This window comes from Streptomyces abyssalis (assembly GCF_001751365.1).
GTDB classification, from domain to species: domain Bacteria; phylum Actinomycetota; class Actinomycetes; order Streptomycetales; family Streptomycetaceae; genus Streptomyces; species Streptomyces abyssalis.
Genome location: NZ_LJGT01000038.1, coordinates 1,096,071 through 1,116,718 on the forward strand (window position 1 = coordinate 1,096,071; position 20,648 = coordinate 1,116,718).

The 20,648-nt window shown below is 69.3% G+C and carries 18 protein-coding genes; 10 read left to right on the forward strand and 8 right to left on the reverse strand.

Going from position 1 to position 20,648, the window contains the following annotated elements:
• Positions 1–322 precede the first annotated feature (322 nt).
• The 9 genes from rpmH (at position 323) to AN215_RS12105 (ending at position 6,816) form a co-directional block, all read left to right on the forward strand.
• Positions 323–460, forward strand: a complete 138-nt coding sequence (rpmH, locus tag AN215_RS12070) for a 50S ribosomal protein L34 (protein ID WP_027748981.1) — start codon at positions 323–325, stop codon at positions 458–460.
• Positions 461–484: 24 nt separating this feature from the next.
• Positions 485–862: a ribonuclease P protein component gene (rnpA, locus tag AN215_RS28570; protein WP_079122916.1), complete on the forward strand. Its 378-nt coding sequence runs from the start codon at positions 485–487 to the stop codon at positions 860–862.
• Positions 859–1,149: a membrane protein insertion efficiency factor YidD gene (gene yidD, locus AN215_RS12075; protein ID WP_070031154.1), complete on the forward strand. Its 291-nt coding sequence runs from the start codon at positions 859–861 to the stop codon at positions 1,147–1,149. Before rnpA ends, yidD begins: the two co-directional genes overlap by 4 nt.
• A gap of 8 nt (positions 1,150–1,157) precedes the next feature.
• Positions 1,158–2,318 carry a membrane protein insertase YidC gene (yidC, locus tag AN215_RS12080; protein ID WP_070009513.1) on the forward strand — a complete coding sequence of 387 codons (1,161 nt, stop codon included), beginning with the start codon at positions 1,158–1,160 and terminating at the stop codon, positions 2,316–2,318.
• Between the two features lie 18 nt (positions 2,319–2,336).
• A complete protein-coding gene (locus AN215_RS12085) occupies positions 2,337–2,858 on the forward strand; it encodes a Jag family protein (protein ID WP_070009115.1) in 522 nt (173 codons plus the stop codon).
• Positions 2,859–2,917: 59 nt separating this feature from the next.
• Positions 2,918–3,640 carry a 16S rRNA (guanine(527)-N(7))-methyltransferase RsmG gene (gene rsmG, locus AN215_RS12090; protein ID WP_245694467.1) on the forward strand — a complete coding sequence of 241 codons (723 nt, stop codon included), beginning with the start codon at positions 2,918–2,920 and terminating at the stop codon, positions 3,638–3,640.
• A gap of 253 nt (positions 3,641–3,893) precedes the next feature.
• The gene (locus tag AN215_RS12095; protein ID WP_079122917.1) at positions 3,894–4,967 is read left to right on the forward strand and encodes a ParA family protein; all 1,074 of its coding nucleotides are present in this window, start codon (positions 3,894–3,896) and stop codon (positions 4,965–4,967) included.
• Positions 4,964–6,100 (forward strand): ParB/RepB/Spo0J family partition protein, encoded by a 1,137-nt coding sequence (locus AN215_RS12100; RefSeq protein ID WP_079122918.1) that lies wholly within the window; start codon positions 4,964–4,966, stop codon positions 6,098–6,100. The genes AN215_RS12095 and AN215_RS12100 overlap by 4 nt, the downstream gene beginning before the upstream one ends.
• Before the next feature lie 98 nt (positions 6,101–6,198).
• Positions 6,199–6,816 carry a GNAT family N-acetyltransferase gene (locus AN215_RS12105; RefSeq protein ID WP_070009118.1) on the forward strand — a complete coding sequence of 206 codons (618 nt, stop codon included), beginning with the start codon at positions 6,199–6,201 and terminating at the stop codon, positions 6,814–6,816.
• A gap of 166 nt (positions 6,817–6,982) precedes the next feature.
• On the opposite strand, the gene trxA is transcribed toward AN215_RS12105, so the two are convergent.
• From trxA to AN215_RS12140, 7 genes are all read right to left on the reverse strand, one after another.
• Positions 6,983–7,312 carry a thioredoxin gene (gene trxA / locus AN215_RS12110; RefSeq protein WP_070009119.1) on the reverse strand — a complete coding sequence of 110 codons (330 nt, stop codon included), beginning with the start codon at positions 7,310–7,312 and terminating at the stop codon, positions 6,983–6,985.
• A 92-nt stretch (positions 7,313–7,404) separates the two neighbouring features.
• On the reverse strand, positions 7,405–8,418 hold the full coding sequence (gene trxB / locus AN215_RS12115) for a thioredoxin-disulfide reductase (RefSeq protein WP_070009120.1): 1,014 nt from the start codon (positions 8,416–8,418) through the stop codon (positions 7,405–7,407).
• Positions 8,419–8,538: 120 nt separating this feature from the next.
• Positions 8,539–9,531, reverse strand: a complete 993-nt coding sequence (locus AN215_RS12120; RefSeq protein ID WP_070009121.1) for an anti-sigma factor — start codon at positions 9,529–9,531, stop codon at positions 8,539–8,541.
• Complete coding sequence (sigM, locus tag AN215_RS12125; RefSeq protein WP_245694409.1) at positions 9,528–10,325, reverse strand: RNA polymerase sigma factor SigM; 798 nt, start codon at positions 10,323–10,325, stop codon at positions 9,528–9,530. Before sigM ends, AN215_RS12120 begins: the two co-directional genes overlap by 4 nt.
• Positions 10,326–10,384: 59 nt before the next feature.
• Complete coding sequence (locus tag AN215_RS12130) at positions 10,385–12,331, reverse strand: protein kinase family protein (protein WP_070009122.1); 1,947 nt, start codon at positions 12,329–12,331, stop codon at positions 10,385–10,387.
• A 111-nt stretch (positions 12,332–12,442) separates the two neighbouring features.
• On the reverse strand, positions 12,443–14,890 hold the full coding sequence (gene murJ / locus AN215_RS12135) for a murein biosynthesis integral membrane protein MurJ (RefSeq protein WP_070009123.1): 2,448 nt from the start codon (positions 14,888–14,890) through the stop codon (positions 12,443–12,445).
• Between the two features lie 34 nt (positions 14,891–14,924).
• The gene (locus AN215_RS12140; protein ID WP_079122919.1) at positions 14,925–17,453 is read right to left on the reverse strand and encodes a DUF6049 family protein; all 2,529 of its coding nucleotides are present in this window, start codon (positions 17,451–17,453) and stop codon (positions 14,925–14,927) included.
• 158 nt (positions 17,454–17,611) lie between these two features.
• Between AN215_RS12140 and AN215_RS12145 the strand changes: the two genes are divergently transcribed.
• Positions 17,612–19,135, forward strand: coding sequence for a CCA tRNA nucleotidyltransferase (locus AN215_RS12145; protein WP_070009124.1), 1,524 nt, complete (start codon positions 17,612–17,614; stop codon positions 19,133–19,135).
• On the opposite strand, the gene AN215_RS12150 is transcribed toward AN215_RS12145, so the two are convergent.
• Positions 19,115–20,479 (reverse strand): MFS transporter, encoded by a 1,365-nt coding sequence (locus AN215_RS12150; RefSeq protein ID WP_070009125.1) that lies wholly within the window; start codon positions 20,477–20,479, stop codon positions 19,115–19,117. The genes AN215_RS12145 and AN215_RS12150 overlap by 21 nt on opposite strands.
• Positions 20,480–20,648 lie beyond the last annotated feature (169 nt).

Below are 20,648 nucleotides of genomic sequence, written 5' to 3' on the forward strand. Positions count from 1 at the left end.
GTAGTCAGGGCGACGTGCACCATTCAAGTCGTTGTCCACAGGCTGTGCACGAGCGGCCTCCGGCCCCTTGCCGAGGCCTTCGGCAGGGCCGTCGGTGGTTTGACCGAATGGCGTAGCCGCGCGTACCGTAACGAGGTCGAGTTGTCGACGGCTGCTGCCGCCTGCCTCCGATGGGCAAGATCCATGAGACTCTTCACGGATCATGAAGCGGTGCGCACTCGGGCGTTGCGAGCTACTCGTGGGCGCACGGTGACAGCCTGTCGACTCCACACGCCCTCTCCCGCGGCCGACGCGGGACACGAAGCTTTCCTGGAGCCCCCGAGTGAGCAAGCGCACCTTCCAGCCGAACAACCGCCGCCGCGCGAAGACCCACGGCTTCCGGCTGCGCATGCGGACCCGCGCCGGCCGTGCGATCGTCGCGAACCGCCGCAGCAAGGGCCGCAGCCGCCTGTCGGCCTGAGCGGCCTGACCTCCGGTCCATGACGTGCTGCCTACCGAGAACCGGCTGAGGCGGCGCGAGGACTTCGCGGCCGCGGTACGCCGAGGACGCCGGGCGGGCCGCCCGCTTCTCGTCGTCCATCTCCGCCGCAACGGCAACTCATCGGACCCGCACGAGGCGGGGGGAGAGGCTCCCCCCGCACGTGCGGGTTTCGTCGTGAGCAAGGCGGTCGGCAACGCGGTTGTGCGCAACCGCGTCAAGCGGCGGCTGCGGCATCTGGTACGGGAGCGATTGGCCGCGTTGCCCCCAGGTAGCCTGGTTGTCGTACGGGCGTTGCCGGGCGCGGGTGAGGCAGGCCATGACGAGCTGGTGCGCGACCTGGACGCCGCTTTCCGGCGGCTGCTTGGAAGGCCTCCGTCATGAAGTACCCGCTGCTGTGGTTGATCAAGTTGTATCAGTGGACCATCAGTCCGATGCTCGGGCCGGTGTGCCGGTACTACCCGTCGTGTTCGCACTATGGCTACGCGGCCATCGGGCGGCACGGCGCTGTGAAGGGGACGGCGCTGACGGCCTGGCGCATTCTGCGCTGTAATCCCTGGTCCCCAGGTGGCGTCGACCACGTCCCCGCCCGGAAACATCCGGTTTGGCACCAGCGGCTGCGTTACCGCTGGCAGCAGTACCGGACCCAGTCCAACGCCCAAGGAGCCTGATGAACTTCCTGGACACGATCCTGAGTCCTCTCTATACCGCTGTCTCCTGGATCATTGTCCAGTTCCACTCGCTGTTCAGCATGGTCTTCGACCAGGACAGCGGCTGGGCCTGGGGTCTGTCCATCTTCTTCCTGGTGGTATTGATCCGGATCTGCCTGATCCCGCTCTTCGTGAAGCAGATCAAGTCGACCCGGAACATGCAGGCGCTCCAGCCGAAGATGAAGGCGATCCAGGAGCGGTACAAGAGCGACAAGCAGCGTCAGTCCGAAGAGATGATGAAGCTGTACAAGGAGACGGGCACGAACCCGCTCTCCAGCTGTCTGCCGATCCTGGCGCAGTCCCCGTTCTTCATCGCGCTCTTCCAGGTGCTGAACCACATCGCGAACAACCGGCCGGTGGGTGTCCTCACCGCGGACCAGGTGGACAGCGCTCGTAACGCTTCGGTCTTCGGTGCTCCGATCGCGGCGAAGTTCCTGGACAGCGCGGACAAGGTGGCGGAGCTGGGCGCCGCGCTCACCGATGTGCGGGTCGTCACGGTCATCATGATCATCCTGATGTCGGCGTCGCAGTTCTACACGCAGCGCCAGCTGATGACGAAGAACGTCGACCTGACGGTGAAGACGCCGTTCATGCAGCAGCAGAAGATGCTGATGTACGTCTTCCCGATCATGTTCGCCGTCTTCGGCATCAACTTCCCCGTGGGTGTTCTCGTCTACTGGCTCACCACGAACGTCTGGACGCTCGGGCAGCAGATGTTCGTCATCAAGCGCAATCCGACGCCGGGCTCCATCGCGTACAAGCAGCGTCAGGACAAGCTGCGGGCCGCCGGGAAGCTCAAGGAGGACCCGAAGGAGGTCGAGGCGCGGGAGGCCGCGGAGGAGGCACGCTCGCGGCGTCAGCAGCCAAAGCGGCAGTCGAAGTCCCAGCGTCAGCAGGGCAGGGCGGCCGCCGGCGGGTCCGGGTCGCTCACGAAGCAGGGCGACGGCGGGGACGAGGCCACCGATGCGGAGACCGGCGATGCCGGATCGCGCCAGCAGCCGAAGAAGTCCGGCCAGCAGTCCGGTCAGAAGTCGGGACAGAAGGCCGGACAGAAGAAGTCGGGACAGCAGAAGTCGGGGCAGCAGCGCAAGGGTGGAGCGCAGCGTCCCAAGCACCCCTCCAAGAAGTAGCGAGAAGGAGCCCACGGCGTGACGGAGACGACGGACACCACTGGTACGACTGCTGCTGCGGAGGAGACGGACACGCTGTCCCACCTGGAGCAGGAGGGCGAGATCGCGGCCGACTACCTGGAGGGCCTGCTCGACATCGCCGATCTCGACGGCGACATCGACATGGACGTCGAGGCCGACCGTGCCGCGGTGTCGATCATCAACGACGGATCCAGCCGCGATCTCCAGAAGCTGGTGGGCCGCGAGGGCGAGGTCCTGGAGGCGCTGCAGGAGCTGACGCGGCTCGCGGTGCACCGGGAGACAGGTGACCGCAGCAGGCTGATGCTGGACGTCGCGGGCTTCCGGGCCCGGAAGCGCGAGGAGCTCGCGGAGCTGGGTGCCAAGGCGGCGCAGGAGGCCAAGGGGTCCGGTGAGCCTGTGAAGCTGCGGCCGATGACGCCCTTCGAGCGCAAGGTCGTCCATGACGCGGTCAAGGCGGCGGGGCTGCGCAGTGAGTCCGAGGGCGAGGAGCCACAGCGCTGTGTGGTCGTGCTGCCGTGACCGACGGTTCGGTGGGGCAGGCCGGGCCACCTGAGGGGGGCTCGGCGGAGTCCAGTGAGCTGTCGGAGCTGTCGGATCCCCCCGAGGCGGCGCGGAAACTCTTCGGTGAACAACTCCCCGAGGTCGAGCGCTATGCCGCGTTGCTCGCGGATGTCGGCGTACGCCGCGGACTGATCGGGCCGCGGGAAGTGCCGCGGCTGTGGGAGCGGCACCTTCTGAACTGCGCTGTTCTGTCGGAGATCGTGCCGGAAGGCGTGACGGTCTGTGACGTGGGTTCTGGTGCGGGCCTTCCGGGCATCCCCCTGGCGCTCGTACGGCCCGACCTGGAGATCACTCTGTTGGAGCCCCTGCTGCGCCGCACGACCTTCCTTGAGGAGGTCGTCGAGCTGCTGGGGCTGGACCATGTGTCGGTGGCGCGTGGCCGCGCGGAGGAGATGCTCGGGGCGCTGCAGCCGGTGCATGTCGTGACCGCCCGTGCTGTGGCTCCGCTGGACAGGCTGGCCGGCTGGGGCATTCCGTTGCTCAGGCCGTACGGAGAGATGCTCGCGATCAAGGGCGACACGGCCGACGAGGAACTGAAGGGCGCACGCGACGCACTGCACAAGCTCGGTGTCGTGGAGACATCGGTGGTTCAGGTGGGCTCCGGTGTCGTGTATCCGCTCTCGACGGTGGTACGGGCTGAGGTCGGCGAGAGCCCCGGAGGTGTGCGCTTCGCCGCGAGGCGGGCGAAGGCGCAGAAGGCCCGCGGGCGGACCGCACGGAGTGGGCGTCGGCGACACTGATTTCCGCACAGAGCGGGATGTCCGTTTACTCCAAAAAAGCTCTTAAGACTATGCGTTACGGTGTGTCGTCCTGGTGTGCGGTGCCCGAGTGTGCATCGTGTTTCACGTGAAACGCCGCTCTCTCTTGCAAGGAATCATCAGCCGTGGTCGCGCTCAGGCTGCGCAACGCGACCAGAAACCCTCGTCCAAGCCCCGCTCCTCGGTGGATTCATCCACAACTGAGCGGGGCTCGCTGGTTCATGACACCGAAAGCATGGCAGGCTCTGTTCAGCACGAGCCTTATGTCGAGGAGAGTGAACCGTTGCGGTCCGACGCCAATACCGCGGGACCGATGGCCGACCCGGTCCCCGGCCCCCGTTCAGAATCGGTGGATGTTTCACGTGAAACTCCGCCCCCGATGGACGATACGCCGATCGGTCGCGCCGCCCAGCAGGCGGTAGAGGCGATGAACCGTGCCGGCGAAGGCCTCCCCAGGCCCGAGCAGACACGGATCATGGTCGTGGCCAACCAGAAGGGTGGAGTCGGGAAGACCACCACCACCGTGAACTTGGCTGCCTCCCTGGCCCTGCACGGTGCCCGAGTCCTCGTGATCGACCTGGACCCTCAGGGGAATGCTTCGACGGCCCTGGGTGTCGACCATCATTCGGAAGTGCCGTCGATCTACGACGTGTTGGTCGAAAGCATGCCGCTTTCGGACGTCGTCAAGCCGGTACCGGACGTGGAAGGACTGTTCTGCGCGCCCGCCACAATCGATCTCGCCGGTGCGGAGATCGAATTGGTGTCTCTGGTCGCACGGGAGAGCCGCCTTCAGCGTGCGCTGAGTGCGTACGATCAGCCGCTCGACTATGTCCTGATCGACTGCCCGCCTTCGCTGGGTCTGCTGACCGTCAACGCTCTGGTCGCCGGTGCCGAGGTGCTCATCCCGATCCAGTGCGAGTACTACGCGCTGGAGGGTCTGGGGCAGCTCCTTCGGAACGTCGATCTCGTCAAGGGGCACCTCAACACGCGATTGCACGTCTCGACGATCATCCTCACCATGTACGACGGTCGTACGCGACTCGCTTCGCAGGTTGCGGACGAGGTGCGCAGTCACTTCAGTGCAGAGGTGCTACGGACCAACATCCCGCGGTCGGTACGCATCTCGGAGGCCCCCAGCTACGGGCAGACCGTCCTGACCTACGATCCTGGATCGAGCGGCTCGCTCTCCTACCTGGAGGCAGCTCGTGAGATCGCGCTGCGCGATCCGAATGTGCAGCAGCGGCACGAGGAGTCCGTTCAGCAGCTGCAGCAACAGCAGAACAGCACCATGCCGGAGGGGACGCAGTGAGTGATCGACGTAGGGGGCTGGGCCGGGGTCTTGGTGCACTGATTCCGGCCGCGCCGGGATCCGGGACAGAAGAGGGGAAGCCCTCGGTCGACGCCAACGGTGCCACTTCCCCAAGTGCTGTTCCCGTGATCCCGCCGGATCGTGGTGTGGCTGCGGCGAAGGTGACCGCGCTGCCGGACAGCGAGGCACGGGACGATGTTCCACGTGAAACCTCGTCGTCGGGCGACGACGGGGCTGCTTCGGGCAGTGAAGTCGCTCCCGTCGGTGCGCACTTCGCGGAGGTGCCGCTGGAGGCCATCACTCCGAACCCGCGTCAGCCACGTGAGGTCTTCGACGAGGACGCGTTGGCGGAGCTGGTCACCTCCATCAAAGAGGTGGGACTGCTCCAGCCGGTCGTCGTACGTCAGTTGGGGCCGGAGCGCTATGAGCTCATCATGGGTGAGCGGCGCTGGCGTGCGTGCCGCGAAGCCGGCCTGGAGCGAATCCCGGCGATCGTCCGAGCCACCGACGACGAGAAGTTGCTCCTGGACGCTCTCCTGGAGAACCTCCATCGGGCACAGCTGAACCCTCTGGAAGAGGCCGCCGCATACGACCAGCTTCTGAAGGACTTCAACTGCACGCACGATCAGCTCGCCGACCGGATCGGCCGTTCGCGCCCGCAGGTCTCGAACACGCTGCGGTTGCTGCGTCTTTCCCCGTCGGTGCAGCGGCGTGTGGCAGCGGGGGTTCTCTCCGCCGGGCATGCCCGCGCGCTGCTGTCGGTGGAGGACGGTGACGAGCAGGATCGCCTCGCCCACCGGATCGTCGCCGAAGGCCTGTCGGTGCGTGCGGTCGAGGAGATCGTCACGATGGCGGGTTCATCCGCCAAGAGCTCGGCCAAGCCGAAGGGCCCTCGTGCGGGGCGGCGGGTATCCCCCGCGCTGGACGAACTGGCCGGCAGGCTGTCGGACCGTTTCGAGACCCGGGTGAAGGTCGATCTCGGCCAGAAGAAGGGGAAGATCGTCGTCGAGTTCGCCTCGGTCGACGACCTCGAGCGGATCCTCGGTCAGCTCGCCCCGGGCGAAGGCCGCGTGCTGGGTCAGCAGTTGACGGCGGAGGCCGCGGGGACCGAAGACGAGGAGAGCGAGGACTGAGCCTTTGGCCGGGAGCCGCGAGAGCGGCTGGTGCGGGTTCTCCCGATACCGGCCCGCAGGAACGGGATCAAATGTCGCCCCATGGATACGATGGATCCATGGGGCGACAGCTCGTTCCGCTCACGCTGGACAACCTCACCGACCTTCCCGGGCGCTGCCGCGCCTGTGTGTTCTGGGAGCTTGATCCCGTCAGCGGTGAGGCCGCGGCGCGAGCCGGGCGGCCCGAGGTTGAGAAGGAGTCATGGATCTCCGCGGTGTTGCTGGAGTGGGGGTCCTGCGGGCGCGTCGTCTACGTGGACGAGAAGCCGGTCGGCTTCGTGCTGTACGCACCTCCCGCGTACGTCCCCCGGTCCTTCGCCTTCCCGACGAGCCCGGTCTCCCCTGACGCCGTCCAGTTGATGACAGCGTGGCTGAAGCCGGAGTGCCAGGGACAGGGACTGGGGCGGGTCATCGTGCAGACCGTGGCGAAGGATCTGCTGCGGAGAGGCTTCAAGGCGATCGAGGCGTTCGGAAGCGCGCGCTGGACCGAGCCGGCCTGTCTGGTGCCGGCGGATCATCTGCTGTCGGTCGGCTTCAAGACCGTACGGCCGCATCACAGCTTTCCCAGGATGCGACTGGAACTGCGCTCGACGGTCTCCTGGCGGGAGGACATGGAGCGCGCCCTCGATCAACTGCTGGGGGCGGTGCAGAAGGACCGGGTGCTTCGGCCGTTGTGACCGTGGCGGAGTAAGTGGTCCGGTCGGGCTTCTGAGACGTGCGAGGGGCCGGCTCCCTGAGGTCGCCTCGTTTCACGTGAAACGGGTTTCACGTGAAACGGCCCGGCGTCGTACGCCGGGCCGTTCCGTTGAGCGATGGGCGAGGGTGGCTCCCGCCGCGGTCGCCTCAGCCGATGAACTCGGCGAGGTCCTTCTCGATTGCTGCCCGCGGCTTCGCGCCGACGATCGTCTTGACGACCTCGCCGCCCTTGTAGACGTTCATGGTCGGGATCGACATGATCCCGTACTTCGCGGCGACAGCCGGGTTCTCGTCGATGTTGAGCTTCACGACGGTGAGCTTCTCGCTGTTCTCGTCCGCGATCGCCTCAAGGGAGGGAGCGATCTGACGGCACGGACCGCACCAGGCAGCCCAGAAGTCGACGAGCACAGGCTTGTCGCTCTTGAGGACGACTTCGTCGAAGTCGGCGTCGGTTGCGGTCACAGTGGCACCGGCCATGGTGGTTCTCCTCGATTCTCGTGATGGTGCGGGTGGTGCGTGCACGTCTTCTGTGCGGTGCCGCGGCCTGTTCCGCGGTGCCGCGCTGGCTGTCAGACCGTGGCGGCCTCTGCCTCTGCCGCTTCCTGGGCTTCTGCGGCCTTCTCCGGTTCGGCCGCCTCGGCGGTGCCGTCGAGCAGCGCGGCCAGATAGCGCTCGGCGTCCAGGGCGGCCGAGCAGCCGGTACCGGCTGCGGTGACTGCCTGCCGGTAGGTGTGGTCGACGACGTCGCCTGCGGCGAAGACCCCGGGCACGTTGGTGCGGGTGGAGGGGGAGTCGACCTTGAGGTAACCCTCCTCGTCCAGGTTGAGTACGCCCTTGAACAGCTCGACGCGGGGGTCGTGACCGATCGCCACGAAGAGCCCCGTCACCGGGAGTTCGGAGGTGTCTCCGGTCTTGGTGTTCCGGAGGGTCAGCCCGCCGAGCTTGCCGTCCTTCTCGTGGATCGTGGCCACCTCGCTGTCCCAGGCGAAGGTGATCTTCGGGTCCGCGAAGGCGCGTTCCTGCATCGCCTTGGAGGCGCGGAGCGCGTCGCGGCGGTGGACGACGGTGACGGAGTTGGCGAACCGGGAGAGGAACGTGGCCTCTTCCATCGCCGTGTCGCCGCCGCCGACGACGGCGATGTCCTGGTTGCGGAAGAAGAAGCCGTCACACGTGGCGCAGTAGGAGACGCCACGGCCCGACAGCTCTTCCTCGCGGGGCAGACCCAGCGAGCGGTAGGCGGACCCGGTGGAGACGATCACCGTCCGGGCGCGGTGGACCGTGCCGGCGGAGTCGGTGACGGTCTTGATCTCACCCGAGAAGTCGACGGCGGTCACGTCGTCCGGGATGAGCTCGGCACCGAAGCGCTCCGACTGCCCGCGCATCTGGTCCATGAGCTCCGGGCCCATGATTCCGTCCGTGAAGCCCGGGTAGTTCTCGACCTCGGTGGTGTTCATCAGCGCACCGCCCGCTGTCACTGAGCCTTCGAAGACGAGCGGCTTCAGCGATGCCCGCGCCGTGTAGAGCGCGGCGGTGTAGCCGGCGGGCCCAGAGCCGATGATGATCACGTTGCGGACGTCGCTCACGGGAGTCTTCCTTGTCTGCCGACTGCTTTCCGGTCTGTGAGGTTCTCACCCCACCCAACGGATCCTAGGGGGCAGACATTCCCGGTGTTGCCGCCTGGCAGGCGTCAGGGACGCCGTGTGTCAGCGCCGGGTGTAGGTGTGCCTGGTGAGCACGTCTCCCGGGCCGCCGCCCTGGTCGCCGAGACAGGACCTGTCGACGAGATACGCATCCACCCTCTTGGGGTCGTCCTCGTGCGGGAGGACGACGAGATAGGCGGTGCCACCCTTGTACGGGGCCTCCTCATCGACGGCGAGGGGCGAGTCCGTACGGTCGATGCCCGCGCGGACACAGGACGGAACGGAGGTGGCGCCGCCCGCGAGCGGAGCGTCCCCTTGGCTCTCCTTCGTCTTGATGTCCCGCGACGGGGAGCCTCCCGTCCCTTCCGTGGATCCTCCGCTCTCGTTCTTCGCGAGTAGACCCTGGACGTGCTTCTCGAGTGCACTCCCGGCCGTGGCACGTTCGCTCTTGTCGGGGCCCGACTCGGCGGTGGAGGGAGCGGAACCGCTCATCGACTGCATGACGACGCCACCGACCCCCAGCGCGACGACCGCGGCTGCACCCGCGAGGATCGCTGAGCGCCACCGGCGCACACGACGGGCCGGCCGGTGTCGCCCCGGGCCGCTGCTGCCGCCGCCGGGGCGCCCCGCTGGACGGTCGGCGGGACGGCGGGAGGCGCCGGTTTCACGTGAAACGACACCGACGCCGTGCCCGGAGGGCTGTTCTGTCGTCGGCCTCGCGTAGCGGCCGCTGTTGTAGGCCTCGTCGGTTTCACGTGAAACAACGGAGCTGTCTCGGGCCGAAGAGGAGAGCAGAGCCTCAGCCGCGAGTGCCGCGTCGATACGGCCCGCGACGTCTGCGGGCATTCCGGCCGGACCCGGCAGGGTGCCGAGCGTTCCGCGGATCTCCTCCAGCGAAGCCAGCACATCCGCGCACAGGCCGCAGGACGCCAGATGGGCGTGGAGGGCCGACGAACGGTCCGGGGGCAGCAGCTCCTCGTTGAGCGCGGAGATCTCCGCGACGTCCGGATGGCCGTCGGTGCTGCGCGCGCCGGACGTGAAAGGGGTGGATGTCATGTGTGTTCTCCTCCTCCCTTCACGGCTCCGGGTCGTTGCGTGACACCTTTCGCGGGTGGGACGGATGGCCCGCGGGTCCGGTTCCTTCCCCCGGATTGCTGTGAGCTACCCCTCTCCTCCCCGTTCGGCCGAAGGTGCGTGATGAGAGGGAGCAGCCGGGCCCGCCCACGGGCGCAGCGGCTCTTCACGGTGCCCACGGCGATGCCCAGAACCTCGGCGGCCTCGGCGACGGGGTAGCCCTGCATGTCCACGAGTACAAGTGCCGCCCGCTGCTCGGCGGGAAGCTGTGAGAGCGCGGCGACGAGTTGCCGGTTGAGGTCCCGGCGCTCCGCGGGAAGCGCGGCGGATTCCTCCGGCTCGAGCAGCAGATCCAGGCGCTCGTTGTCGTCGGTGAGCTGAGTGCGGCGGGAAGCGGCCTTGCGGGCACGGTCGAGGCACGCGTTCACGGTGATGCGATGCAGCCAGGTGGTGACGGCGGACTGGCCGCGGAAGGTGTGTGCCGCCCGGTAGGCGGAGATGAGAGCGTCCTGCACGGCGTCGGCGGCCTCCTCACGGTCGCCGAGGGTGCGTATCGCCACCGCCCACAGCCGGTCCCGGTGCCGGCGGACGAGCTCGCCGAAGGCTTCGGAGTCACCTTCGACGTGCCGGGCGAGAAGCTCCCGGTCGTCCGGGGCGTCGGGCCCTTGGTCCTGGGCGGGGACAGGGGTCCGCGCGGATCTGTCGCCCGTGCCCGGGCCGCCTCGCCCGTGTCTGGGGCGGCGGCGCATTCGCTTGCCGCCGCTGTCGTCGCTCACCGTCGGACGCCTCCCGTCATCCTCGCCCGCCGGCCGTGCCGTGCGTCACTGTCGAGGGATCAGCTCTTTACCTGGATCTCTGTGATCCGGCCACGGTAGTTGCCGTCGTCCGAGAGCGGGAGTTCGGTGAGCCATACCAATACGTAACGAGTCTTGACGGGCTTCTTCGTCTTGAGGTCCAGATGCTTGCCTGTGCCGCCGCTGACCTTGCTGAATCCGTCGAGCGAGGTGGGCATCGCGGCGGTGTCGCCGGGAGCGGCGCGGAGGTCGGCGGTGGTGGTGCCCATGAAGTCGACCTCGACCGAGCTCACAGGCTGCGGCTTGCCGAGGTCCAGGACGAGCCCGGCACCCGGCTTGAGATTCCCGAAGTCCGGACGGCCGTAGTACTTCTGCGTCAGCCAGTAGGTGCCCTGGGACCCGTCGTACGCGTCGGGGACCTTCCCCGGGTTCTCACTGCCGTTCCCGCCGGGCGGCGGATCGAAGTCCTTGGCGTCCACGATCTTCACGGGCTTTCCGGTGCCGCCGGTCTCGTCGTTGCCCTGCGTCTGGCCCGTGCCCTTCCCGGGGGAGTTGTCGCCCTTGAGGAGGGTGTCGGCGACCTGCCAGCTGCCCAGACCGAGCGCGGCGATGAGCAGGGCGGACACGCCCCACTTGAGGATCTTTCCCGTACGCCCCGGCAGCGCGGGGGGTGCCGCAGGGTCGCTCGGTGATCCGTGACCGCCGCCCATGCCGGGAGCCGGACGGGCGTGGGCGCCCCCCTGCCCGTACGCGCCTTGCTGGTAGGTGGTCCGCTGATACGGGCCGGGTGAGCTGAAGCTGGTCTCCGGCGGCCGGATGCGCGGCAGCGCCGAGGCGGCCTTGGCCAGCTCCTCGGGGGTGGCGCAGGGCTGCTCCTGGCTGGAAGCGGTGGCGCCGTCGTTGACGAGGGCGCGCATCGCCAGTTGGGCGAGGCCGCGGTGCACGCCGGCACGCACCTGGTCGGGTGCGACGAGGGTGCGCTTGGCGAGCGAGCCGACGCCCGTGAGCCCGTACGCGTCCTCCTCGTACGGCCAGCGCTGGGTCAGTGCCGCGTAGAGCAGGGCGCCGATTCCCTCGGTGTCGGTGCGCTGCGGGGTGTCGCTGCCGATGCCGCGCAGGGCGGCGTTCACGGCGAGCCCGCGGATGCGGTACTGCCCGGAGCCCGTACGCAGAACCGTGCCCGGCGTCAGCCGCAGGTGGGCCAGCCCTTCGCGGTGTGCGGCGGCCATGGCCTGGGAGACCTGGGTGACGAGCTGATACGCGTCGTGCGGCTCCAGCGCGCCGGCGGCGAGGATGTCGCTGAGCGGAGTCGCGTCCGGGAGCCACTCGTGGACGACGTAGACCAGATCGTGGTCCTCGACGGCGTCGAGGACCTGGACGAAGCGCGGGTCCCCGAGAAGGGCCGAAGAGCGGGCGGCGGAGAGCACCGTACGGGCGCGGGGGTGGCCTGAAGGGAGGATGTGGACGCCGACGGCGCGGCGCAGCTTCTCGTCCACGGCACGCCAGCTGCTGAATCCGTCCAGACGGGTGACGCACTCCTCCAGACGGTACCGCCGGGCCAGCTTGTGACCGCTGTGCAGCTCCGGAGGCTCGGGCGTCGCGGCGGAGCTGGGGGCGGCGACGGCCTCCTCGACCGCACCGGTGCCCGTGACCCCGGCGGTGCCGAGCTGCTGTGTCTGATCCTGCGTCTGAAACGGGCCGTCGGCGGCCGCGGACGGCCCGTGGTCAGGGCTGGGGCCGCTCTGGTCGCCAGGGCTGCCGGGGTCGCCTGCAGGACCTGCAGGACTTGTGCCGTCTGCTGTGCCGCTGTCCTGGTTTCCGGCCGTCGCGGCGGGAGCGTCGGATCTGGTGTCCTCCGGGGGCCGGTCGCTGCCGCTCTGTCCGTCCGTCGCGCTGTCGACGCTGGCCTTGTCCGACCGGGCGGTGAGTGTTTCCTCATCACCGCTGTTCTCAGCCACGCCGACGGCAGCTGTGCTCCGTTCCGCCACCGTCGTTCCTGCCTCCCCAGTTCAATGCAGCCACTCTGTGAAACAGCTCAACAATTGTGCCCACAGTCCGCCGCTATGCACGACACGCAGTGGCTGCGGATGGTTGTACGGTCAGCGCCCGAGGCGGGCACGCACCATACCGACCATGGCTGTCATCTCCGCGATCCGCATCCTCTTCGCGGCTAGGACGAAAACGACGGCCAATGCGATCCCTCCGGCGACCAGCGAGGCCAGTGAAGCCAGCGTTCCGCTCCCGAGGGCCACGGTGACGCCGTACACGACGGCACCTGCAGCCAGGGTGGCGGGCACGGCGGCACCGGCGAGCCTGATGTACGTACGCAGCACGTGCGCGGTGTCCAGGTCGCCGCCCAGCCGCAGACGTAGGCGCCGCCACGCGATGCCGACGCCGATGACGTAGGCGAGGCCGTAGGAGGCGGCCATGCCCACGACGGCCCAGCGGGCGGGCAGCAGCACGAAGCACGCGGACGAGGCCACGGCGTTGGCGACGGCGACGATGACGGTGTTGAAGAAGGGCGTGCGGGTGTCCTCGTACGCGTAGAAGGCCCGCAGCACCACGTACTGCACGGAGAAGGGGATCAGGCCGACGCCGAACGCCATCAGCGCGTATCCCATGGAACGGGCCGCCTCGATGCCGGAAGGACCGTAGATCAGGGTGCACATCGGTACGCCGAGGGCGAGGAAGCCGAAGGCGATGGGGACGATGGCGACGGCGGAGTTGCGCAGCCCCTGGGAGATGTCGTCGCGGACGGCGCCGGTGTCGCCGTCGTTGGCGGCGCGGGAGAGGCGGGGCAGCAGTGCGGCCATCACGGAGACGGTGATGATGGCCTGCGGCATGTTCCAGATCAGCTGGGCCTGCGAGTAGGCCGTCCAGCCCGCTCCGGCGTGGCCGTCGGCCGCGGCCGACTCCTGCGCCCAGGTGGAGAGCTGGGTGACGACGAGGACGCCGGCCTGGTTCGCCATGACGAACAGGACGGTCCACTTGGCGAGCTTCGCGGCCTTCCCGAGACCCTGGCCGCGCCAGTCGAAGCGCGGCCGGATGCGGAAGCCGGTGGCGCGCAGGTACGGGATCATCGCCAGGGCCTGCACGACGAGCCCGAGCAGGGTGCCGATGCCCAGCAGCCGGACGGCCTCGGGCGGGATGCTTCCCACCGTCAGGCCGGAGTCGTCGGCGGAGCCGTAGACCCACAGGAAGGCGCCGAAGGTGGCCATGATGACGATGTTGTTCAGGACCGGCGTCCACATCATGGCGCCGAACCGGCCGCGGGCGTTGAGGATCTGACCCATCACCACGTGGATGCCCATGAAGAAGATCGTGGGCAGGCAGTAGCGGATGAAGGTGACGGTGACCTCGTTCGCCTGCGGGTTCTCCGCGAGCGGCACCGACATGACCCGTACCAGCAGGGGAGCGGCGAGGACGGCGACGAGGGTCAGGGCGCCGAGGACGACGGTGACGAGGGTCAGCAGACGGTTCGCGTACGCCTCGCCGCCGTCGCCGTCCTCCTTCATGGCGCGGACGAGCTGCGGGACGAAGACGGAGTTCAGGCCGCCGCCGATGGTGAGGATGTACAGCATCGTCGGCAGCGTGATGGCCAGTTGGTAGGTGTCGCCGAGGACCGCGGCACCGATGGCCGCGACGACCATCGCGGAGCGGATGAAGCCCGTCAGGCGGGAGACCATCGTGCCCGCGGCCATGATGGCGCTGGAGCGCAGCAGTCCGCCGGCCCGGCCGCCTCCTCCGCCGCCCTTCGCCGGCGGCTCCTGGGCGGCGTCGTCCTGTACGGGCACGGACGGTGCGTCGGGTTCGGGCGGCGGCGGCGTCACTTCGGCTGGTGCGGAGTGTGCGGCTTCGAAGCCGGGACCTTGCCCGGGGTGCGGGGCGGGCTGCTCGTCGGGGAGCGGCTGACGGCCCTCGTACGGACCGGACGCGGAGGCCCGCGGCTCATGTCCGGGTGTGCTCTCCGAGCGCGGCTGCGGCGGAGCCGCGGGGGTGTCGGAGGCGTGGGAGCGGCCCTGGTCGCGGAAGAGGTGGGCGAAGGCGTCCTCAGGGTCGCGTCGTTCGCCGTCCGGGTGGGGCTGAGGCCCGGATTCGGGCTGGAGCCGGCGCTGGGAATGCGGGTCGCGGTCGCCGGTGGGGTCGTGGCCGGTGCGGTCGTCCCCGGTGCGGTCGTCGCGGGAGCGGCTGAGCAGCCCGTCCAGGCCCGTGTACTGGACGGTCGCGGGGTCGTCACCGTAGGGCAGGCGCCGGGAGGGTCCGTCCGGTTCGGGGGCGGGCGTATGCGCCCAGCGGCGCGGGTCGGGTGCGTCGGGGCCCTGCTCGGGCTGCTCGTAGAGCGCCTGCGGGTCGGGGAGGGTGCCCGGGGGCGGTGGCGGGTCGGCCGCGCGGTCCTGGAGGGCTTCGCCCACCGGGTCCCTGGTGGCGGGGTCGCGGTCCTGGTACGGGTCGCGCGCGTAGGCGTCCCGTACGTACGGGTCCTCCGGCGGCTGTGAGCCGTCACCGGCGGCCTGGTCGCCCCGGTCACCGTCGTGCGGCGCATTCATCGCTACCTACCCCTGCCCCTGCTCCCGAGCTGACTCAACGGTCCACTTTCTCACCCGCGTCGGGGACGCTTCCGCTTCCCTTACCGGTGTTGCCACCGGCACCGGTGCGCCCGTCGGACCCGGCGGATTCGCCGGTGCCGACCGCGGGAGACGCCTGATCCGCCTCGTCCGGTTCTGCGGGCCCGGACGACGGGTCAGGGCGCTCGCCGCCGTCGTCCTCCCCCACGCCCTCAGCGCCGTCGGTGCCGTCCGCGCCGGGGCCCGAGTCGGAGTCCCCCTCGTCCTCGTCCGGCCCGGACGGGTCCTGACCGGGAGCCGTGCCGCCGTTCCGTTTCCGCGTCGTGTACATCCGTACTCCGGCGAGGACCACCAGCAGAACGCCGCCGGCGATCACGAGCAGCACCGTCGACGTGATCGAAGTGACGTTGACCTGGAAGACCATGCGCTTCCCGTAGGGCTTGCCGTCCTTCGTGTAGAGCTGTGCCTCCACGAACGCACGCCCGTTGGCCTTGGAGGTCGTGGGGAACTTCACCGACTGGCTGTGCTCGCCGTCGATCCTGACGGCCTTCGGCTCACCGACGTCGAGTCCGATGCGGCGCCTGGACGTCAGCCGCAGCTCCAGGTTCTCGACGCCCTGCACCAGGTTGTTCTGCACCGTCACGGGGATCGTGGCGCTGCGTCCGGAGAGGGTGATGGGCGACTTCTGGATGAGGCGGACCTCCTTGGTCAGCCCGACCAGGTAACTGCGCACCCCGTCCCGGTAGTTCGAGGCACCCTCGGCGTCCCCGCGCCAGGAGGTGGACTGTCCGCGTTCCACGGCGCTGGCGAACGGGGTCACCACGCGGTCCTCACGCGTCAGGATCTTCTTGAAGTCGCCGACGAGCCGCTTGGTGTTCTGCACGTGCCGGTACGCCTCGGCGGGCAGCTCCTTCTTGCGCAGCGAAGCCGGGTACTGGCTGCTGCTCGGCACCCGGCCGTTCGCGCCCGGGTCGGGCTTGGCCTTCGCCGCCTCCGACAGGTCGCTGCCCTCGACCCAGCGGCCGTCCTTCTGCAGGGAGCTGAGCGCCAGCGCCATAGCGCGTGCCTGGGAGGCGCTCGGCGTCCGCTGCGGTGCGACGAGGATGTTGCGCTGCTTGTTCGGCACCTGGGCGGTGACGGCCTGGGTCTCGCCGAGGAAGCGCTGCACCGCCCTGGACGTGGCGCCCGGCCGCGTCATGTCGCCCTCGAAGGCCTTGGAGAGGCGGGCGTCGGCGACGAGGGCCGTGTTGCCGCCTCCGATGGGGCGCGCCGACGTCGGCGTGTAGGACAGGGCCGTGTCCCTGAGGCTGTCGCTGCGGGCGATGACGTTGTGGGCTCCGGCCGAGGTCGCAACGTCCACGATGCCCGGGTCGACGGCGCCCTCGACCGGCCAGGCGTAGTCGGTGCTCGGCTTGGTGTGCAGGATCGTCTCGACCGTCTCCGTGGCCCGCTTGGTGGCGGATCCGAGGTCGCCGAGCGCGCCCGGGACGTTCCTGCCCCGGTGGGCGAGGGAGGCCACATCCGGGTCCGCGAAGGGCAGGGTCGCGACCTCCTCGCCCTTCACAGCGCCCTGCAGGTCCATGAGCCACTGCTTGGCGTACGCCTGTCCCTTCCCGGCGACCGTGCCGCCGCCCTTCTTCTGCACCCGGTACCGCTCCGTCATCGCGTCGACCGAGGCGAGCAGGTCGGGGTCGATCATCCATGTGATCGGAAGGTCCTTGCCGAGGTTGACCATCTGCTGCAGGCGGCCACCGGGAGCCAGCTCCTTGGCGAGCTCGTCGTTGCGGAAGACAGGCGTCTGTGCCTCGTCGGACTGCGTACGCGCGGTCAGGTGGGAGGAGGAGATCAGCGGCCACAGGTAGGTCAGCCCGGTCTTCTTCTCCGCGTCGGAGGTCTGCCAGGGCAGGAAGCTGCGCTCGATTCCGAGGATCTGGTCGTACGGGCGCTCCCGCGTCTGCCCGGTGAGCGTGACGCCGAGCTGGTACACGCCGGAGGAGTCCATCTTGAGCGCGCTGACGGGCAGCTTGAGCTTGAAGGAGCGGCGGATGCCGGGGCGCATGCTGCCGACGTCGGTCGTGGCGCGCTTCGCCTCGACCTCCTTGCCGTCGGCGCCCGGCAGATAGTCCTTGCGGCCGGCGTTCTGCTCCAGCGCGCTGCGGCTGTTCTCGCCGGGACCGATCCGCAGACCGATGCGGCCGTCGCTGATCGACGAGCGTCCGTTGTTGGTGACGGTGCCGGTGATGCTGACCGTGTCACCTTTCTGCGGAGTCGCGGGCGAGAGGGTGTTCACGGAGATGTCGGCAGTCTGGGAGCCGGTGCCCTTGCGGGCCGGGGCGGGGGCGGACGCCTCCGAGCGGGCGTGGCTCTGCGCGGCGGATGGTGCGGACGCGGCGGCCGGTGCGCCCGCCGTGTCCGCGGCGGCCGCGGGAGGCGGCAGCAGGCCGCCGAGGAGGGGCCCGGTGGTGAGCAGGACGGCGGCCGTACCTCGCAGCAACCGGCGGGCGGGAGCGGTCGGGGTGCCCTGGTTCTCAGCCGCCTCGGCCACGCGCTCGTCCGTCCTCGTGTCGTCGTGGATGCGTCTCGCTCGTCTGATGGTAACGATGCCCCGGGAAGGCACGTGCCGCGGTGTACGTCACATGATCGCCCGGCGTTGTGACCAGGCGCAGGGCAGGGCGTGGGGGTGGCAACGTACCCTGTGCTGTCGTGCCGAACGCCAATGATGACATCCAGCAGACACCGCCCGCCCCTTCCGCCAAGGAGCAGCTCAACGCGGCGCAGCGCCGGGCGGTGAGCGAGCTGCTGCGGGTCTCCCCCGTCGCCGACGACCTCGCCCGGCGCTTCGAGGACGCAGGATTCCGGCTGGCGCTGGTCGGCGGTTCCGTACGGGACGCCCTTCTGGGACGCCTCGGCAACGATCTGGATTTCACCACCGACGCACACCCCGAGGACGTGCTGCGGATCGTCCGGCCCTGGGCCGACGCCGTCTGGGAGGTGGGTATCGCGTTCGGAACGGTGGGCTGCCAGAAGAAGGCGGAAGACGGGGGCGAGACACGCACCTTCCAGGTGGAGGTCACCACCTACCGGTCCGAGGCCTACGACCGCACCTCGCGCAAGCCGGAGGTGTCCTACGGCGACTCCGTGGAGGAGGACCTCGTCCGCCGCGATTTCACGGTGAACGCCATGGCGGTGGCACTGCCGGAGAAGCACTTCATCGACCCGCACGGCGGCCTGGAGGATCTGGCCCGCCGGATCCTCCGCACCCCTGGGGCGCCGGAGACGTCGTTCTCCGACGATCCGCTGCGGATGATGCGCGCGGCGCGCTTCGCGGCCCAGCTCGACTTCTCCGTGGCGGACGACGTGCTGGCGGCGATGAAGGCGATGTCCGGCCGGCTGGGCATCGTCTCCGCGGAGCGTGTACGGGACGAGCTGAACAAGCTGCTGCTCTCCCCCCGCCCGGTCAAGGGCATCAGGCTGCTCGTCGAGACCGGGCTCGCCGAGCAGGTGCTGCCCGAGATTCCCGCGCTGAGGCTGGAGCGGGACGAGCACCACCGCCACAAGGACGTCTACGAGCACTCGCTGACCGTCCTGCAGCAGGCGATCGACCTCGAAGAGAACGGCCCCGATCTGACCCTGCGGCTGGCCGCTCTGCTGCACGACATCGGCAAGCCGAGGACGCGGCGCTTCGAAGCCGACGGGCGGGTCTCCTTCCATCACCACGAGGTGGTGGGCGCGAAGATGACGAAGAAGCGCATGACCGTGCTCAAGTACTCCAACGAGCTGGTGAAGGACATCTCCCGGCTGGTGGAGCTGCATCTGCGCTTCCACGGTTACGGCACCGGCGAGTGGACCGATTCCGCGGTACGCCGGTACGTACGGGACGCGGGACCGCTGCTGCACCGGCTGCACAAACTGACGCGTGCGGACTGCACGACGCGTAACAAGCGCAAGGCCGGTGCGCTCTCGCGGGCGTACGACGGTCTGGAGGAGCGGATCGCCCGGCTCCAGGAGCAGGAAGAACTGGATGCCATCCGCCCGGACCTCGACGGCAACGAGATCATGACCATCCTCGGAGTGAAGCCCGGACCGGTGGTGGGCAAGGCGTACAAGCACCTGCTGGAACTCCGCCTGGAGCACGGTCCGATGGAACGCGACGACGCGATCGCCGCCCTCAAGGAGTGGTGGGCCGCGCAGGGCCCCGAGCCGGGGTCAGAGCGCACCCGGAGGTGAGGAGGGCGGCGCCTGGGAGGTGAGCGCGCTCCGGTCCGCCTGCGTGCGTTTCACGTGAAACATCAGCCAGGCGACGCCCGCGTAGACCACGGCGACCCCGAGGACGAGTACGACCGAGCGTCCGTCCGGCGGGAGTATGAGCGCGGCCACTCCCGCGGCACCCACGAAGGCGACGTTGAAGAGCATGTCGTAGAGGGAGAACACCCGGCCCCGGTAGGTGTCGTCCACCGTCGACTGCACGGCCGTGTCGGCGGTGATCTTCGAACCCTGTGTGACGAGCCCGAGAACGAAGGCCGCGAGCAGAATCGGCAGCGGCGCGAAGCTCAGCCCGAGAGGCGGCTCCAGCACCGCCGCTGCCGCCGCGCACACCGCCAGCCACCCGAAGCGGCCGGCTCGCCCGACTCCCCAGGGAGTGATGACGGCCGCCGCGAAGTAGCCGAGCCCGGACGCCGCCACTGCCAGCCCGAGCAGCTTCAGTCCGGCACCCACGTCCACTTCGACCGCGTCTCCCACCTTTCCGTTCGTGCCCCAGGCGTAGCGGCAGAGCATCAGGACCATCACCGTCAGAGCGCCGTAGCAGAACCGCATCAGCGTCATCGCGGTGAGCGCGTAAGCGGCTGTGTGCCGTTGCCGGAGGTGCCGCAGACCGTCGGCCAGGCCCCGCGTGGTGGTCGTCAGCGTCGTCAGCAGCCGCAGCCGTTCCCGCGGAGTTCCGGGGTCGGGTCCGAGCCGGTCCCGTCCCATGCGCAGGGCGGCGGCACCGGCGAGCAGGTAGACGGCGGCCCCGGCCACCACCACCCACGCATTGGCTCCGCGTCCGCCGTCGGGGAAGGCGAGCCGGATGGCGAACGCGATGCCTCCGCCGGCCGTTGCGGCGAGCGTTCCGGCGGTCGGGGAGAGGGAGTTGGCCATCACGAGACGGGCGTCGTCCACGACGCGGGGCAGCGCCGCCGACAACCCGGCGAGGATGAAGCGGTTCACCGCGGTGACCGAGAGAGCCGAGAGATAGAACAGCCAGGCGGGGACGGCGCCCAGTATCAGCGCCGCGGTGCCGGCGGCGAGCACCGCGCGCAGGAGGTTTCCGTAGAGCAGGACCTGCCGTCTGCGCCACCGGTCCAGCAGCACGCCCGCGAAGGGCCCGAGGAGTGAGTACGGGAGCAGCAGTACGGCCATCGCCGAGGCGATGGCCGCCGGCGAGGTCTCGTTCTCGGGGGAGAAGACGACGTAGGCCGCGAGTGCGACTTGATAGATGCCGTCGGCGAGTTGGGAGAGCAGGCGCACCGCGAGGAGTCGCCGGAAGTCGGGGAAGCGCATCAGGGTGCGGAGATCTCCGACGGCACTCATGGCCCCAGCTTCACACACGCGGGGGCGGGTCCGCGTCCCGGCGGCGGGAGGGGAGGAGCTACGGAAGGAGCTACGGCAGGTGTGACGGCAAGGGGCGAGGGCTGCGGGTGTCGGCCATGGCCTCGTGTTTCACGTGAAACATGGCGTCCCGTGAAACGCGCCCGCCGTC